This window comes from Microbacterium sp. ARD31, from assembly GCF_031844425.1.
Window position 1 is genome coordinate 116,312 of record NZ_JAUZVE010000023.1, and the last position, 16,631, is coordinate 132,942.

12 protein-coding genes and 1 pseudogene are annotated in these 16,631 nt (G+C 71.2%); 6 read left to right on the forward strand and 7 right to left on the reverse strand.

All coding sequences use genetic code 11. The annotated features are described in order from the left end of the window. Positions 1-91 precede the first annotated feature (91 nt). Entirely contained in the window at positions 92-1,459 is a 1,368-nt protein-coding gene (locus Q9S36_RS33740) for a CoA transferase (RefSeq protein WP_311289161.1), read from the reverse strand. A gap of 51 nt (positions 1,460-1,510) precedes the next feature. Here Q9S36_RS33740 and Q9S36_RS33745 point away from each other — a divergent pair, with 51 nt between their 5' ends. The 3 genes from Q9S36_RS33745 (at position 1,511) to Q9S36_RS33755 (ending at position 4,526) form a co-directional block, all read left to right on the forward strand. Then, positions 1,511-1,672, forward strand: coding sequence for a hypothetical protein (locus Q9S36_RS33745; protein ID WP_311289163.1), 162 nt, complete (start codon positions 1,511-1,513; stop codon positions 1,670-1,672). A 274-nt stretch (positions 1,673-1,946) separates the two neighbouring features. Beyond that, a complete protein-coding gene (locus tag Q9S36_RS33750; RefSeq protein WP_311289164.1) occupies positions 1,947-3,488 on the forward strand; it encodes an alpha-L-arabinofuranosidase C-terminal domain-containing protein in 1,542 nt (513 codons plus the stop codon). A gap of 69 nt (positions 3,489-3,557) precedes the next feature. After that, on the forward strand, positions 3,558-4,526 hold the full coding sequence (locus Q9S36_RS33755) for a LacI family DNA-binding transcriptional regulator (protein WP_311289165.1): 969 nt from the start codon (positions 3,558-3,560) through the stop codon (positions 4,524-4,526). A 174-nt stretch (positions 4,527-4,700) separates the two neighbouring features. Here Q9S36_RS33755 and Q9S36_RS33760 read toward each other — a convergent pair whose 3' ends face one another. After that, positions 4,701-6,134 (reverse strand): DUF222 domain-containing protein, encoded by a 1,434-nt coding sequence (locus Q9S36_RS33760; RefSeq protein ID WP_311289166.1) that lies wholly within the window; start codon positions 6,132-6,134, stop codon positions 4,701-4,703. Positions 6,135-6,343: 209 nt separating this feature from the next. After that, positions 6,344-8,752, reverse strand: a complete 2,409-nt coding sequence (locus Q9S36_RS33765; RefSeq protein WP_311289167.1) for a hypothetical protein — start codon at positions 8,750-8,752, stop codon at positions 6,344-6,346. A gap of 275 nt (positions 8,753-9,027) precedes the next feature. Here Q9S36_RS33765 and Q9S36_RS33770 point away from each other — a divergent pair, with 275 nt between their 5' ends. After that, positions 9,028-12,399 (forward strand): hypothetical protein, encoded by a 3,372-nt coding sequence (locus Q9S36_RS33770; protein WP_311289168.1) that lies wholly within the window; start codon positions 9,028-9,030, stop codon positions 12,397-12,399. 142 nt (positions 12,400-12,541) lie between these two features. Continuing rightward, positions 12,542-13,426, forward strand: coding sequence for a mechanosensitive ion channel family protein (locus tag Q9S36_RS33775; protein WP_311289169.1), 885 nt, complete (start codon positions 12,542-12,544; stop codon positions 13,424-13,426). Positions 13,427-13,499: 73 nt separating this feature from the next. On the opposite strand, the gene Q9S36_RS33780 is transcribed toward Q9S36_RS33775, so the two are convergent. The 3 genes from Q9S36_RS33780 to Q9S36_RS33790 all read right to left on the reverse strand — a co-directional run bounded on the left by Q9S36_RS33780 (position 13,500) and on the right by Q9S36_RS33790 (position 15,523). Further along, on the reverse strand, positions 13,500-14,333 hold the full coding sequence (locus Q9S36_RS33780; protein ID WP_311289170.1) for a F510_1955 family glycosylhydrolase: 834 nt from the start codon (positions 14,331-14,333) through the stop codon (positions 13,500-13,502). 59 nt (positions 14,334-14,392) lie between these two features. After that, positions 14,393-15,007: a DUF305 domain-containing protein gene (locus Q9S36_RS33785; protein ID WP_311289171.1), complete on the reverse strand. Its 615-nt coding sequence runs from the start codon at positions 15,005-15,007 to the stop codon at positions 14,393-14,395. An 84-nt stretch (positions 15,008-15,091) separates the two neighbouring features. Next, on the reverse strand, positions 15,092-15,523 hold the full coding sequence (locus tag Q9S36_RS33790; protein WP_311289172.1) for a DUF6153 family protein: 432 nt from the start codon (positions 15,521-15,523) through the stop codon (positions 15,092-15,094). Positions 15,524-15,723: 200 nt separating this feature from the next. Here Q9S36_RS33790 and Q9S36_RS33795 point away from each other — a divergent pair, with 200 nt between their 5' ends. Next, entirely contained in the window at positions 15,724-16,185 is a 462-nt protein-coding gene (locus tag Q9S36_RS33795; protein WP_311289173.1) for a hypothetical protein, read from the forward strand. Between the two features lie 240 nt (positions 16,186-16,425). Here the strand turns inward: Q9S36_RS33795 and Q9S36_RS33800 are convergent. After that, a pseudogene (locus Q9S36_RS33800) lies at positions 16,426-16,631 on the reverse strand (IS3 family transposase); the annotation flags it as partial.

Below are 16,631 nucleotides of genomic sequence, written 5' to 3' on the forward strand. Positions count from 1 at the left end.
CGATGGCATCGTGTGCCGGCGGGGCCAGACCAGGTTCCCCCATGCGTGTTGCGATGCACATCATCCTCCCGACCGGGGGTGCCCGCAAGGGTCAGTGCCGTTCGGCCCAGATCGGTGGATTCGCACCCCACCTCCCGCCCACGGTCGCGTAGTCGTCGGGTGCGCCGGTGAACGCGAGCACCGGCGCCGCGTACGTGAGTCCCTCGCGGGTGCGCGTGGGGAGGGGCTGCTCGGCGTCGGGCGCGGGCGCGGTGAGCCGCAGGTGGCTCCGATCGGCGGGTGGTTCGTGTGTCGCGCGCGTGTGCGACGGGTCGCGCGCGTCGGCGGGTGGTTCGTGTTCCGCGCGGCTGGGCGACGGGTCGTACGGATCCGTCAGGAGCTCGTGCGCCACTCGGGCGAGCGACATCCTCACGTCGATCGATCCGCCATGCGTGCGCTGTTCGATCAACGCCGTTGCGATGGCCGCCGCGAGGAAGTGTCCCGTGGAATGATCCAGCGCCTGCACCGGCAGTGCGCCGGGGGTGATGCCGTCGCGGCTTTCGATCATCGCGATGCCGGTTACCGCCTGCACGATGCTGTCGAACCCGCGGCGATGCGCCCAGGGTCCGGATTCGCCCCACGCCGAGACGGCGGCCGTCACGACTCCCGGATGCCGCTGCGTCAAAGTCTCGGCATCCAGGCCGTAGCGGTCGAGCGCGCCCGGGCGATACCCCGTCAGCACGACGTCAGCCGTCTCGAGAAGCTCGTCGAATGCACGTCGGTCGCCGAGGTCGTCGAGGTCGAGGAGTGTCGAGCGCTTGCCCTGTCCGGTGTCGAGATGGATCCAGTCCGTCTCGGCGAGCCGCGGTGAGTCGACGCGCAGCACCTGCGCTCCCGCCAGGGCGAGGTCGCGTGCGGCGACGGGCCCGGCGAGGACGCGCGTCATATCGATCACCCGGATGCCCGCGAGCGGCAGTGTCGCTCGTCCACCGCCCGAAGCCCACGCCCGCGGCGCCGCATCACCGCGACGGGTCACCGTCACGGTCGGAGCTTCGGCCACCACCCGAGCGTGCGGGTGCAGCATCCATTCGTGCCGCGTGCGCACGGCGCCCACGATCGCGCCGACGGCGTGTGCGGCGTCTTCGAGCTCGGTCGACGACCAGCGCCCGATCGCACGCTCGATCTGTGCGCGATCAGCGTCGGCGGCAACGCCGAGCAGCCCCCGGAGCGCTGCGTCGTGGTGCGGATAGTTGCCGTGCGTGCGCACCCACCCGTCCGAGGCTCGCCAGAAGCCGGACAGCGGCCCCCACACCTCGGGTCGCGCCCCGTCGATGCGCAACAGCCGCTCGCTTCCGAAGGACGCCGCGACCCGCGCTCCGTCCACCTGTACCGGGGCCGTGCGTGCTCCGCTCCGGGCCGAGCGCGCGAGGTCGATGGCATGAGAGGCGAGGGCGACGCTGTCGACGGCGAGCTCGGCCACCGGCAGTACCGAGGTCCACGTCGGCCGCGTCCGTGGCGCCAGGATCGCTCCGTGGCTGCCGATCGAACCAACCTCGAGCCCGAGCGCATCCGCGACGCGTCTGCCGACAGCGTGCAACCCGCCCCCGGCTTCCCCTGCGCCGCCGTTCGCCGCCACGGCTTCCCCTGCGCCGCCGTTCACCGATCCGGCCTCCGCTCCGCCGCCGTTCACTGATCCGGCCTCCGCTCCGCTGCCCCCTCCGCCGACCGCACCGCCGACCGCTCCGTTGCCGGTTTTCCGCTGTCGCCGTGCACGCTCACATCACAGTCCTCTGATCCGCAGCCGTCCAGTGCCACTCCCGTCTCGGTGGCATGGTCGTGACCTGTAACCCGCCTCCCGCGACCGCCGCCAGACTCCTTCCTCGCCCTTGACATCTCGGTTTGTATCGGTAAATGTATCGGTACAAACCCCATCGCAAACCCTCCCCGACTATCTCCGGAGCTGCTTCATGCCTGCCGCCGACACCGCCGTCCGTGCCGTGATCAACCTCGACCTGCCGGGGGCGACGATCAGTCGCCACCTGTACGGACACTTCGCCGAGCACCTCGGCCGCTGCATCTACGGCGGCTTCTGGGTGGGTGAGGATTCCGAGATCCCGAACGAAGGCGGCATCCGGCTCGACGTGGTCGACGCGCTTCGCAAGCTCGACATCCCGAACCTGCGGTGGCCGGGGGGCTGCTTCGCCGACGAGTACCACTGGCGCGACGGCATCGGCCCGCGCGACCAGCGCCCGCGCACGGTGAACAGCCACTGGGGCGACATCGTCGAGAACAACGCGTTCGGAACCCACGAGTTCATGCAGCTGTGCGAGATGCTCGACGCCGACCCCTACGTCAGCGCGAACGTGGGTTCGGGAACCGTCCACGAGATGAGCGACTGGGTCGAGTACCTCACTCGCGGCGACGACTCCCCGATGGCCGACCTGCGCCGCAGCAACGGCCGCGACGAGCCCTGGCGGGTGCCCTTCTGGGGCGTCGGCAACGAACCGTGGGGCTGCGGCGGGAACATGTCGGCGCAGGCATATGCCGACCTCGCGCGCCAGTACGCCACGTACGCCCGCAACCACAGCGGCAACGCCCTCTACCGCATCGCGGCCGGAGCGTCGGACGGGGACTACCGCTGGACCGAGACCCTCATGCAGGCGATCAGCAGCGTGGCCGACCCCGGCTCGCTGCGCGACGTCTTCCAGGGCGTCTCGTTCCACTACTACACGATGACCGGACCGTGGGACCGCAAGGGCAGCGCGACCGAGTTCACCACCGATGAGTACTACCGCGCGATCTCGATGGCCGCCAAGGTCGAGACCTTCATCCGCGGGCACGCCGCCGTGATGGACGTCTACGACCCCGAGAAGCGCATCGGTCTCGTCCTCGACGAGTGGGGAACCTGGTGGGACGCCACCCCCGGTACGAACCCGGGCTTCCTCGAGCAGCAGAACGCGCTGCGCGACGCCCTGGTCGCCAGCGTCCACTTCGACGCCTTCCACCGTCACGCCGACCGGCTCGTCATGGCCAACATCGCGCAGACGATCAACGTGCTGCAGGCGATGCTTTTCACGGATGCCGCCACCGGTGCACTCGTCCTCACGCCGACGTATCACGTGTTCGAGATGAACCGCGGCCACCACGACGCGCAGTCGCTCGACGTGCGCCTGCTCGACGAGGCGCCGCGCCGCGAGCTGGAGGACGCGTCGTCGGTCGCCACCCTCTCGACGTCGGCGTCGCGGAAGGGTGACGCGGCCCTGCTGTCGATCACCAACGTCGACGAGTCCACGCCCCGCCGCCTGCAGTTCGACCTGCGCGGCGCGCAGGTGACGGCCGTCCGCGGGCGGGTGCTCGGCGCCGACGCGGTCGACGCGCACAACACGTTCGAGACCCCGGATGCCGTCGCGCCCCGTTCCCTCGACGGTGTGACGCTCGAGGGTTCGACGCTCACCGTGGACGTGCCGCCGCACGCATACGTGACGGTGGCCCTCGACCTGGCAGGCTGAGCAGGCTGAGCAGGCTGCGGAGACGCGCGGCACGGGACGGAGAGGCGGCTCATGGCGACGATCCGTGATGTGGCGCGCGAGGCGGGCGTCTCGGCGATGACGGTGTCGAACGTCCTCAACGGCCACGCGCACGTGCGGCCGGCTACACGCGAGAAGGTGCTGGCCGCGATGGCCGCCCTCGACTATCGCGTCAGCCCGGCCGCACGGCGCCTGCGCAGCGGCCGCACCGGCACGATCGGGCTGGCCGTGCCCGACATCACCCAGCCCTATTTCGGCGTGCTCGCCGGCGAGGTGATCGAAGCCGCGGCCGCGCGTGGCCTCCACGTCGCGATCGAGCAGACGAACGCGTCGCGCGAGCAGGAGCTCGAGGCGGTCGCGCTGGCGCGGCGCCTCATGATCGACGGCTTGATCCTGTCGGCCTTGGCGGTGAGCACCGACGACCTTCGGGCCCTCGACTACCCCCTGGTGTTCATCGGCGAGAAGGCTCTCGACGACGATCTGTCGCAGGTCGCGATGCCCAACGTCGAGGGAGCCCGCGCAGCCGTCGCCCACCTGATCGCAACGGGTTCGCGCGCGATCGCAGTGATCGGCGGCCAGACCCCCGATGAGGGGATCGGATCGAGCCGGCTCGCCGGATACGAGCAGGCTCACGCCGATGCCGGGCTCACCCCGGAACCGGGGTTGCGGGCGGTGACGGGCTATACGAGTGAGGACGGCGCGGCCGCCATCGAGCGGATGCTGGCGCGCGGCATCCGCTTCGATGCGGTGTTCTGCATGACCGACTCGATCGCGCTCGGAGCTTTGCATGCCCTGGTATCGGCGGGTGTGCGCGTGCCACAGGATGTGCAGGTCATGGGGTTCGACGACCTTCCACTCTCGCGGTTCGCCAATCCGTCGCTGTCGTCGGTGAGTCCCGACCATCACTTCATGGCCGAGGCCGCCGTCGACCAGCTGCAGGCTCTCATCGATCACCGCGACACCCCCAGTCGTCGCGTGACTGCTCCGTTCACCCTCACCCTGCGGGGCTCCACCCGCTGATTGTGGTGCGCGCCTGCCGGCCTGATCGCTGTGCGCGCTCGCCGGTGCGTTCGCCCGCCCGGGCCGCCGCCCGCGTCGCGGTCGCACGCAGGCCCGCGTACGCAAGCCCGTGCACGGAAGCCGCACCCGCACACCCGTACCCGCCGGCGCCCGCCGCACCCCCTCCACCACCCGTCATGACACCAGGTCGTACCGGGTTCGTCCGCCGAGGCGCGGCGTGCGTGTCGGATCGACGTCAGGCGGTGGGAGGAACCACACGTGACCACGCGTGCCGAGGCCGTCGATCCGTATCTCCCATCCGTTGTCGTGGATGCGATGGTGGCAGCTTTCGCAGAGCAGGACGCCGTTGGCGAGGTCGGTGGGTCCGGCATCCCTTGCCCACCATCGGATGTGGTGGGCCTTCGTATGGGACGGTGGCGCCCCGCACATGGCGCAGCCCCCGTCGCGTTCGACGAGCGCGAGTCGCTGGGCGGGGGAGAAGAGGCGGCGACGGCGTCCCCAGTCGAGGATCTCGCTATCTCCACCGAGCACGCACGGGATGACGCCTCCGCTCGCCGCCATCCGCCGCGCGGTCGCGACGGACACGGGTGCGGCGACGCCGTCGATCGTCGCCGATCCCGCGCCCGATTGCAGGTCTGCGAGGGTGATGCGCACGACGACGGTGGCTCCTTCGACCGGCATGTCGCGGTGCTCGCATCCGAGGAGGTGCTCCGCCATCTTCACGAGCGCGTCGGCCTGGATCTGCGGGATGCTGCGCCGCGGCGCCCCCGGCAATCCCCGCGAACCCGACCCCAAACCCGAATCCGACCCCGACCCCGACCCCGAACCCACATCCGTCCCGACACCGTCACCCGCATCCGCACCCGCACCACCCCCGTCCCGCTGCGCACTCAGTTCGGCGCGTACATAGGCCTCGAGCACGGCCTTCACCGGAGCGCCCCGTTCCGGATCGAACACGGCGATGATGTGCAGCATCCCCTGCTTGTCTTCGTACGAATGCGCCTCGCTCTTGGCGCGCATCTCGTCTTCTCGCAGGACAATGCCGCCTGGGTCGAGCCACGCTTCCGCGCGCGTGAGCAGGCGGTGCAGCTGATTCGTCGAGAGTCCGCGCGCCTTCTCCACGAGGGTTCGCTCGCTCTCGTCGAGGATGTCGGGGTCGACGCGGAGGGCGATGCGGTCGAGCATCGAGATGATCGCCGCGGCGGGGTTCGTGCCGATCCATCCGGCCTCGATCGCCGCCGCCACGTGGGGTCGGCGGGCCGGTTTGTCGCCTCCGAAGCTCTTGCGCGGCGCGGTCGCCTCGCCGACCTGGAGCAGGCGCGCCGCCTCGCCGTTCGAGGTGCCGGCCGTGCCCGCGATGAGTGTCACCGGCGATCTATACCCTTGCTTCTTCGCGAGGCCCTCGGGCCCGAGATCGGGGGAGGACTGGCGTGCGATTTCACTCGCCACCCGCGCGCGAGCGGAATCCAGCACGCGCTGCGCCTGCGCGAGCTCGTTGTTCAGCGTGATCAGTGCCGATTGCGAAAGCGCTTCGAGCCCATCCCCGCCCGACCACAGACCACGCGCGGAAGACACCGCGGTGGCGAGGAGGTCGAGCGGATTGGTCATGTGCCAAACCTACTCTGACCCTCGGACATTGCTTCGATAAGCACGGCTCAGAGGCCGGATCTGTGGATAAGTGACTCTCCACAGGTTTACCGCGGCGCTCGACGCATATAGAACAAAGATACGACATACCGCAAAGCCCAATCACACCGCCCGGCACCCGCCCCGCCCGGCACCCGCCCCGCCCGTCACCCACGCCGCCCGTCACCCACTCACCCGCTCCGGCGGAACCGCGCCTTCCACCGCGCGAAGTCCTCCGCGGTCGCAAGCTCCGGATCGGTCACCGCGAACTCGCGGATCACCGGAACCCGCACCGACACGTCGAGCGTCCGCGCCACGACCGGCGCGTCCATCCGCTGCCGCTCCCAGCACACGAGCGCCGTGGTGAGGCTGTACGCGAGCGCCGCGTCCGCGGTGTACAGGTCGTCGCGCAGCGCGCCCTGCACCACATCGAGGGCCTCGAGGTCGTCGCCGACGGCTTCGAGTGCGCTCTCGGCACGTTCCAGAGCGGATGCCGCACCCGCCCGCGCTGCGAGCGCGGCGTCGCGGTCCGATTGAGTGGCGCCGGACGCGGCGACGAGCATCACCGCCCGGTCGGCGTCGCGGAGCGCGAGCCGGGCTCGCCGGACCTCCGACTCGGCCGGCGCCCGCAGCCCCTCGATGCGGACGCGCGCCCGCGCGAGGGCGCCGTCGACGTCGGGCTCGGTGCGGGGGAGCGGCTCATCGTTGCGCAGGATCATCCGCGCGCGGGTCAGCACCGCACGCCCGAACCGCAGTCGCTCGACGAGGGGCGCGTCGTCTTCGTCGACCCTGGCGATCAGGTGCGTGAGGCTGCGCCGTGACCGGTCCAGGGCTGTGATGGCCCGCGCCCGGTCCGCGCGCGCCTGGAGGTCCGCGAATGCGGCATCCCAGCGACGGACGACGGCGTCGGCGGCGTCGAACACGCCGGTCGGGCGCTTCACCGGGGGCGTGCCCGCCAGCCTCCGCGCGAGGACGTTGGCGGCGAGGTTCCGCGCCGCGGCCGCTCGCGCGAACATCATCGCCCGCAGCAGTTCATCGCCCGCACGCTCGTCGCCCGCCCCGCCGAACCCCGCCCCGCCGAACCCCGCCCCGCCGAACCCGGCACCCGCCCCCGCCCCCGCCCCGGCACCCGCCCCAGTCCCACCCGCAGACCCCGCCCGCGCCTCGATCCACCGGTCGAGGGTCTCGCCGAAGGCGACGAGCTCGTCGGTGTCGGTCGCGTGCCGGTGCTGGACGTACGCCAGCGAGTACCGCGCGAGGTCGTTGCGCGGGTCGATGCGCAGCGCGGTGGCGAGCAGCGTCTCGGCGTCCGACGTGTCGAGCCGCGTCGCGAACCACTCGATGGCGATGAACTGCAGCCCCACACTGCGTCCCTTCGTCGCCCCATACAGTCCGGATTCGAAGTCGTCGGGGTACCGCTCGGCGAGGGCGAGCAGCACCTCGGCGGCGATGACGACCGACAGAAAATCGGATGCCGAGACCGGCGACTTCGCGGGAGGTTTCGTCAGCGGCTCCCATCCGTCCCCGGTGGTCGAGACGGCGCGCACCCACCCGGCCGAGCTGTTGCGGGCGATGGTCACCGTCGCCCGCGTGCCCGAGGCGACGACCGCGGTCGCCACCCACGGTGTGACCCCGATGAGGAAGAGGACGACCTTCTGCACCGCGGCGACCGCGCGGTTGCTCGAGAAGTCCTTGAGCGCGTCGCCGAGTCCCGAGATCGACGGCCCCGCGGGCAGGTCGATACGGCCGGACTTCTCCGTGAGCTGGCGCAGGCGTGCCGCGACGAGCGCCGAGGTCACCCGCTTCCCCTCGTCATCCGCATCGGGCGCGGTGACCTCGATCCGCAGCACCCGCACCGTGGCCAGCCATGCGCACAACGCGACGAGAGCGACTCCTGCCAGGATCGCGATCCCGCCGAGCATCAGGGGCGCGAGGGCTCCGAGCGCGGCGGCGTTCGCGCCCACGAGCACCGCCGCGATCGGTGTCGTGGCCAGCAGCAGCCACCCGAGCCACGCCGCCCGGCGACGCGACACGCGGTCCGAGGTCAGATCCCGCATGCGGGGCAGCTCGACCAGCAGGCGCGCGAGCACGAAGAGGGCGAGCCACCCGCCGACGACGAACCCCGCGGCCGCGGCGAGCGGCGTGAAGGTGGTCTTGACGAACGCGTCCCACCCGGATCCGACGCGCTCCGGCATCCCCTTCGCATCGGATGCCGGTGCTGCCGGCGCGGCGAGGGTCCACGTCGTGAGGCAGTCGGTGTCGAGCTCGGCCTCGGCGTTGTCGTCGGTGATGCCGGCGGCGGTCAGCAGTGTGTGGGCGCCTTCGGTGTCGGCGCGCGCGAGACGCGCGTCGGCGAGCGCGCAGGCCCGGTCGACGACCGCCGGATCCGGCGCAGCATCCTGCTCGGCATCGTCGTCGGTCGCGGTGCCTGTACTGGTGGCCGCGGGCGAGGGAGCGGGCGCCCCCGCAGCGGCGACCGCGAGAGCTCCGAGTGTCATCGCGATCAGCAGCGCGCCGACGACCAGCGCGATGGTTCCCAGCACGAGGACGGTCCGGCGCAGTCCGCCGTGACCGTCGCGCGATCGATGCCCCTGTGCCATCGCCGGCCTCCCCGGGCCGACCCCACCGCCGGCCCCGAGCCGGCTTCATCGCCGACCCCCGTTGCCGACCATGGTGGACCCGCCACCCGGCCCCGTCAACGGCCCCCGGCGCACCCGTCCCCACGCGCGCCCACCACACAGCCCGGCGCACTCGCCGACCGGCGCACCCGTTCACCACGCCCCCGCCACCCGGCCCCTGCCCCCACCGCCCCTCTGTCCGCGGCCCCGCGCGTGCGCTAGCATCGCGCCATCGCGGGTCGACGAAGACTCCCGCCATGGCCTTGGGGGGCGACATGGTGCAGCACGATGCAGGGCGAGCGCCCACCGCCGCGCCCGCCGCCGCGCCCGCCACGCCCGCCACGCCCGACGAGCCGCCCGACGATCCGCCCCCGCCGAGCATGCCGGCAGCCTTGGCCGCGCCGGTCCGATCGACCATCAGATGGATGCGGCTGGCCATCGCCGCGGCCATCGTGCTGATCTGCATGGGAGAACTCGACCGGCTCATCTCGGCGGTCGCCAGCGGCGAGGGGCGCACCCACTCGCTGGCGACGGTCATCGGTCCGCTCTCGTTCACCGGGCGCGGCGCGTGGACCGACTGGGCCGCAACCGACCTGCACGGCCACCTCGCCGGTTGGATCGCCCTGCACACCGGCTTCGACATGCTGTTCGTGTGGGTCTACGGGCTCGCCGGACTCGCCTTCCTCACCCGCTGGGCCACGCCCGCGCCCACCCCGACACCCGCAACAACACCGTCCCCCGCCCTCCCGCAGACGGTCCTCAACCCGCTCACCCTGCGCCGCACGCTGCAGACGCTCATCGTCCTCGAAGCGATCGAGGCGGTGCTGCTGGTCGTGGCGGCCGGCTTCGTCGGCGCGAAGATCGCGACACCCTGGCTCGCGATCCCGATCGCGCTCGTCGCGACCGTCAAGTGGGTGACGGTCGCGGTTCTGATCGTGCTGGTCCTCCGGCACGCCCCCACCCGGCACACGCTCGCTGCCGCCGTGCACCGCGGCTGGCAGGCGGTCTGGGTGCAGCGGCTGTCGGTGGTGGGAGTCGTGACGCTCGGCATCCTGTCGTGCGTGCCGAGCGACGGAGTCCTCGACCAGCTGCCCGACGTGCAGCGCCAGTGGCTCGGCCCGTACTTCGGTCAAGCGACCACGGCCCTCGTGACCGTCTTCCTCGCCTTCATCGCCGCGTTCGCCCTCGGCCGCGCCCGCGCGCGGCTGATGTACGAGCGCTACGGGGCGGTGCGGCGCACCAAGGTCGACGTGCCGATGGCTCGCGTGTTCGGCTGGTGGATGCTGCCCCTGGCGGCCTTCGCCGGCATCCTGCTCCTCGGCTGGGGACTGCACCAGCTCACCCCCGAGCCGCGCTCCGCCCTGCTCGGCCCCGCTCCCGCGATCACCTTCGTGGCCGTCCCGCTGATCGTCCTGATCGCCTCGAAGGTGGTCGAGGCCAGCTCGATGCCTCCGTCGACCCTCCGACCTCCCGACCCGGGCCGCGCGCGGTACGCGCAACTGGTCGGGGATGTCCTGGCGATCAGCGTCTTCGTGGTGGCGGGCCTCGGACTCGTGCGCTCGGCCGCCTCGCCCACCTTCCTGTGGCTGGCGCGCGAAGAGGTCCCGCTGCCGTGGGCGGCTCCGCTCGTCGGCGTGATCGCGGTCGTCGCGGCGCTCGCCGTCCCGAGCCTGCTCACCCGCCTCGCGACCGTGACACCGAACCCGCGTCCACTGTCGCTCGCGCGTCTCGTCGCCGAGAACGACCCGACCGAGCCCCGTGTGCCACCCGGGTCCACTCCCGTGGCGACCGCCGAGCAGGGTCGCCAGTGGCGCCTGCACCAGCTCTCGCTCCTGATCATCATCGTCGGCGCCGTCGTCCTGCTCGTGCTCATGACGGTCTTCCCCCAGATCGGGGGAGCACTCGGCCCCACCGCCACCACCGTGCTCGCGATCACCTGCTGGACGGGCGCGCTCGGCGGCTTCGCGGTCGCCCTGCAGGCGTACGAGCCGCTGCCGATCTTCCGCAAGCTGCACCTCAGCGCCACACCGGTCCTCACCCTCGGCATCGCCGTGCCGTTCGTCTACGCCTCGATCTTCGGCGTCCTCTCGTGGGACGGCCAGCCGCACCTGATCCGCACCCTCGAGCAACCCGCCGACACCGAGCAACCCGCCGACACCACCGAAGCGGATGCCGCACCCGCCGTCTCCGAGACCCTCACCGCGCGCCTCGACGACAACTCCGGCTGCGTCCTCGAGGCGGGCGGCCGGGCGTTCCGGCCGGTGCTGCTCGTGGCGGCGGAGGGTGGCGGCATCCGGGCGGCGTACTGGACGGCGACGGCGATGGAGCGGATCCTCGGCGCGAGCTGCCTCGACCAGACGGTGCTCGCTTCGAGCGGCGTCAGCGGGGGATCGGTCGGGCTCGCGCTCACCGGCCTCGACCCGGCTGAGCCCGCGATGGGCTCCGCCGACGCGCAAGACGACGACCCGCCCGCCCCCGGCCAGGCAGATCCCGAACCGACTCCGGCCGAGACGCAGCTCGCGGCGCTCGCCGGTCCCGACACCCTGGGCATGGCCGTCTCGGGTCTCTTCGTCGGCGACGTGATCGCCGGTGTGACCGGGATCAAGCTCCCGTCGCTGGTGTCGACGCCCCAGGGATTCGAGAGGCCCGAGGGCGGGTCCGACCCGTTCGGGTGGCAGTGGCGCGACCGGGCTGCCCTCATCGAGACGGGCTGGATCGCCGACGTCACCGACCTCAGCCGGCCGCACACCGTCACCGCGAACGAGCGCACGGGCCTGACGATGCTCAACTCCACCGATGTCGACTCGGGGTGCCGCGTGATCGTCGGCGACGAGTCGATCCTCCCGACGCCGTCACCGACCGCGCCGCCAGAGGCGGCATCCGCATCGCCGACACCCGCAGCCTCACCGCGCTGCGACAACGTGCGCACGGACCCTGCCGTCACCTGGTGGCTCGAGCAGGAGTGTCTGGCGCAGCTCGACCGGGCGACGGCGGCGATGCTGTCGGCGCGGTTCCCGATCGTGACGCCGGGCGGACGGCTTCCGGGTGACGGCTGCGACGGCAACGCGCAGCTGATCGACGGCGGGTACGCCGAGGGGTCGGGCCTCGGCACCCTCGCCGACCTTGCGCCGCATGTGACCGCGGCGATCCGTGCCGAGAACGAGGCCTCGCCGACCGAGCCGCCGTTCGTGCCGATCGTGGTCTACCTGCGCAATTCGGCCGGATTCGACGTGACCGAGTCGCTGCAGGACGTCACCGCCGAGCCGTTCGTGCCGCTCGTCGGCTACGGCGCGAAGGCGACGCAGCTGTCGGACTGGGCGTGGCTGCAGCGGCTGTCGGCCGGTGTGCGCGACGTGTGCCCGGCCGGCGACACCGACACCGACACCGACTGCGCTGACACCGTGGTCGCGGTGCGAGAGACCCTCCGCAATCAGCTCGTCGTGGTGTCGGCGGGCACACGGCCGGCGGTCGTTCCGCCGCTCGGGTGGGCGCTGTCGGACTACAGCGCCACTTCGATGCGCAACGCGCTCGCCGCCGAAGCCGACCTCGAAACCTGCGCCGCGGCCGCGGGCAGCTCGGACGGCGCCGCGCGCCTGTGCGACCTGCTCGGGCTGCCCGAAACCGACTGAATCCGCACCCCGCCTCGCGCAAATAGCACAGTGCCCCACCCGACCGGAAGGGGGGCGAGCCCGAAAGTGCCCTGCGCACATACTGAGACGCACCATGGCCCGCATGCACGCGGCATCCCCCTGAAGGAAAGAAACAAAGGTCATGAACTTCCCAGACGCTTTCGAGAACGCCCTCGCGGCAGTTCTCACATTCATCCCGCTGTTCCTGTTGTTCCTCGTCATCCTCATCGTCGGCCTGATCCTGGCCAAGCTCATCTCGAAGGGCCTCGAGAAGCTGCTCGAGAAGGTCGGCTTCGACCGTCTGGTCGAGCGCGGCGGCGTCAAGCGCGTGCTTGCGAAGTCGAAGCTCGACGCGTCCGACATCATCGCCAAGATCGTCTACTACACGCTCGTCCTGTTCGTGCTGCAGTTCGCGTTCGGCGTCTTCGGACCCAACCCGGTCAGCGACCTGCTCGAGGGCATCATCGCCTTCATCCCGAAGATCATCGTCGCGATCATCATCGTGATCATCGCCGCGGCGATCGCGACCGGTGTGAAGACGCTCATCGAGAACACCCTGGGTGGCCTGTCGTACGGCAAGGTGCTGGCGAACATCGCCGCCATCTTCATCCTGTTCATCGGCATCACCGCCGCGCTGAACCAGGTCGAGGTCGCCACCACGGTCACCACGCCTATCCTCATCGCGGTGCTCGCGATCATCGCCGGTGTCATCATCGTCGGTGCCGGTGGCGGTCTCATCAAGCCGATGCAGGCTCGCTGGGAGGGCTTCCTCAACAAGGCCGAAGAAGAGGCTCCGAAGATCGCGGCCGAGGCCAAGTCTTCGCCCTCTGCCGGTGACCAGCTGAAGGATGCCGCGCGCCGCGCTGCTCCCTCGTCGCAGTCGCCGTCGTCGCAGCCCGCGCGCACCGCTCCGACCGCTCCGGTCTCGGCACCGCCGCAGTCGGCGACCCGCACGCAGTCGGCACCCCCGGCCGCACCGGGTGCGGTTCCCCCGCCGCCGCCCGTGCGTCGTCCCGACGAGGTCTGAGTTCAGACACCGGATGCCCCCGCCACACATCGCGTGTGGCGGGGGCATCCGTCGTTCGTGGCTCAGCGGCGAATCAGGTCGCGCTCAGCACCGTGAGCCCGCTGTCGTCGACCACGACGATGTCGCCGTCGTCGGTGATCGTCACGGCCTGCACTCCGCCGTGGGCGCGCCCGACCTGCTCCCACGCGTCCGCTCCGGCTGTCGTCACCCAGATGCGCTCGCGCGCGTCGATGCCGACGACGCGCTGCTGATCGGGCGATGACGACAGCGCGTACATCGACGGGGTGCCTCCCCACGCCGTGAAGGACGCGCCGTCGTCGAGGCTGACCTGCAGTCCCTGCGGGGTGGCCGCGATGAGGCGGCCCGTGGCGTCCACGGCGAGGTCGAGCGCCGGAACGCTCGCGCCGGCTTCGCTCCAGGTCTCCCCGACGTCGGTGCTGACCAAGAGGCGCGAGCTGTCGGTCGAGATGCCGAACACCGCGCCGCCGACACCGGCCGCGAGCACGTGGAAGTCCTTCTCGCCGGTGAAGGTGACCGGCGACCACGACCGGGCGCCGTCGCTGCTGCGGATGATCCCCAGGTGCGGTGATCCCCACTCCGCCGGCGTGTTCGGGCCAGGGTGCCCCGAGGCGAGCAGGTCGTCGCCGACGACCGTCAGGCCCATGGCGTCGAACGCGTGCTGTCCGAGCCGTCCGCCGACCTCGCCGTCCGTCGAGGCGGCGAAGAGTCCGTCGTGCGTGCCGAGCAGGAAGCCGTCGCCGGCCGGGTCGACGACGATCTCGTGCACGTGGGCCGACGGCGCGGCGTGTTCGGTGCCGGTCGACGGCGGCTCGGGTGCCGCGCAGCCCGCGAGGGCGAGGAGCGAGAGCGCGGCGGCGGATGCGGCCACGCGCCGATGTGCGAGCATCGGGTGTCCTTTCGTCGAGGGTGCGGGGGCGCCGGATCCTCGGCATTCCCCGCACGGGCTCAGAAGTCGGCGAGCAGCTCGCGCATCTCGGTGATCTCGGTCGCCTGGGTTTCGATGATCGTCTCGGCGAGCGCGACCGCGTCGGGGTTGATGCCGTCCGCGATCTCGGCTTCGGCCATGTCGATGGCGCCTTCGTGGTGCTGGATCATCTGCTCGAGGAACAGCCGCGATGCGTCGTCACCTGTGGCGGATTCGAGCGCGGCCATGTCGTCCTCCGACATCATGCCGTCGCCGTGCCGCATGTCGCCCATCTCGGCGCCGGACGGCATGCCCCAGTCGTCGAGCCACGCTTCCATCTGGTCGATCTCGGGGGCCTGGGCGGCCTTGATGCGTTCGGCGAGCTCGGCGACGCGCTCGTCGACGTCGTCCTTGGCGAGCAGCATGTCGCTCATCTCCACCGCCTGCTCGTGGTGGGGGATCATCATCGACGCGAACATCGTGTCGGCGGCGTTGTACTCGCCCTGCACCTCGACCGCCGGGGTGGACGACATGGCCGTCTCATCGGAGTCGTTCATGCCCGACGTCGCCGTGGTTCCGGCATCCGTGCACCCGGCCAGCAGGAGCGCGAGAGCGAGAGGGGCGGCCGCGAGCGCGGTCGTGCGGTTCTTCTTCATCAGTTGTGTCCGTTCCAGTCGTTCGTGAGGGTCGCCCCTGAGGGGCGCGGCGCCATGCCGACTCGGCGAGTCGGCGGCGGCCGGTCACGTCCGGCTGATGGACAGTTCTACGAGCGAAGGCGGGCGCGGTGACGGCTCGACCGGGGGCCGGTCGTCACCGATGACGAGAATCGGATGCCGGTGGTGCTGCATCGCGCGACCGACCCGACCGATGAGGATCATCGCCACCATCAGGGCCAGGGCGCACGCGAGCATCATGGCGCTGTGATCGTGGCCGGCGCCACAGTCGGCGCATCCGACCTCGGTGTCGGCAGTCGTCGCGGCGAATTCCGTGACGGCGTGAGCGTGCGAGTGCTCAGCCGCAGCCACCGTCGTGAGCCCGGTGTCGCCGTGGCCGGTCGACAGGGTGTGCATCCCCAGGAGTCCGAGGACGACGAGCGCTGCGAGCATCGCAGACGCGGCCCAGCGCCAGAACACGGGCTGCTGCGCGTGACGTCGAGTCAGAGTGGGGGACATGTGGCTCCGCACACAGCGTACTCCGGCGGGCTGTGTTCCTACGGGCCGGCCGGGGCTGCGGGGTTGACATCCCCGCGACCAGGGGAGAGGCTCGCGTCACGGACGGGCAACGTCGCCTTCGTCCGACGGACATGCGCTTTGGGGGCGACATGGACACACAGTGGACCGCGTCTGCGCACAGTCCGAAGCGGCGCAGACCGATGAGCCTGTTCAACGCGATCGCGCCGTGGGTGCTGCTGCTGCTGCCCGGCGCGCTGACGATGATGTTCGGGCCCGCGATGCCCGACCTGTTCGCCCCGGCGCTCGACGAGCGCGGGGGGATGCCGGGGGTGATGGTCGCCGTCGTCATCCTCGCTCTGGCCACGGCCGCGACGGTGCTGATCGCCAGGCGCGATCACCGTTGGTGGGTCGTGATCCCGCTCGCGCTCGCGGCGTTGATCATCGCGAACGTGCTGGCGCTGTGGCTGGGTTTCCAGAGCCTGCAGCCGCGGGTGTTCTATCCCGGGGTCGCGTCGTCGGACGTGTGGCTGCCGATCGCCGCGTCGTACCTGATCGCCGGCACGCACGTGTACGGCTGGGGCGGTGCCGCACTGGGTGTGGCCTGCGGCTCGGCAGCCGCGTACCAGCTCGGCAAGTGGGGCGAGCCGCGCGACCGCGGGTGATGGACGAAAAAGTGATCCCCCAGGAGCCGAAGCTCCCGGGGGATCACTGCAAGCGATGCTGTGGATCAGACCTCAGCGTGCTGGCGGTTACGGCGAACTGAATCGGCCTGACTTTCGTTCCTATCGGGAGCCGTGTCCGGCAGGTGCCGGTTGGCCTGATTCTTGGTCAGCGTAATACGCGTCCTCGGCCTCGGCGGGGGTGCGCATGTCGAGCTCGCCGTGGAGCCGCTGGTTGTTCCATCACCACACCCACTCCAGCGTCGCGAGCTCGACCTGCTCAACCGTCCGCCACGGGCCGCGCTGACGGATCAGCTCGGTCTTGTAGAGGTTGTTCACGGCCTCTGCCATCGCGTTGTCGAAGCTGTCGCCGACCGTTCCCGTGGAGGGGACGGCACCGAGTTCGACAATCCGCTCGGTGTAGACCATCGCGGTGTAGTTCGACCCGT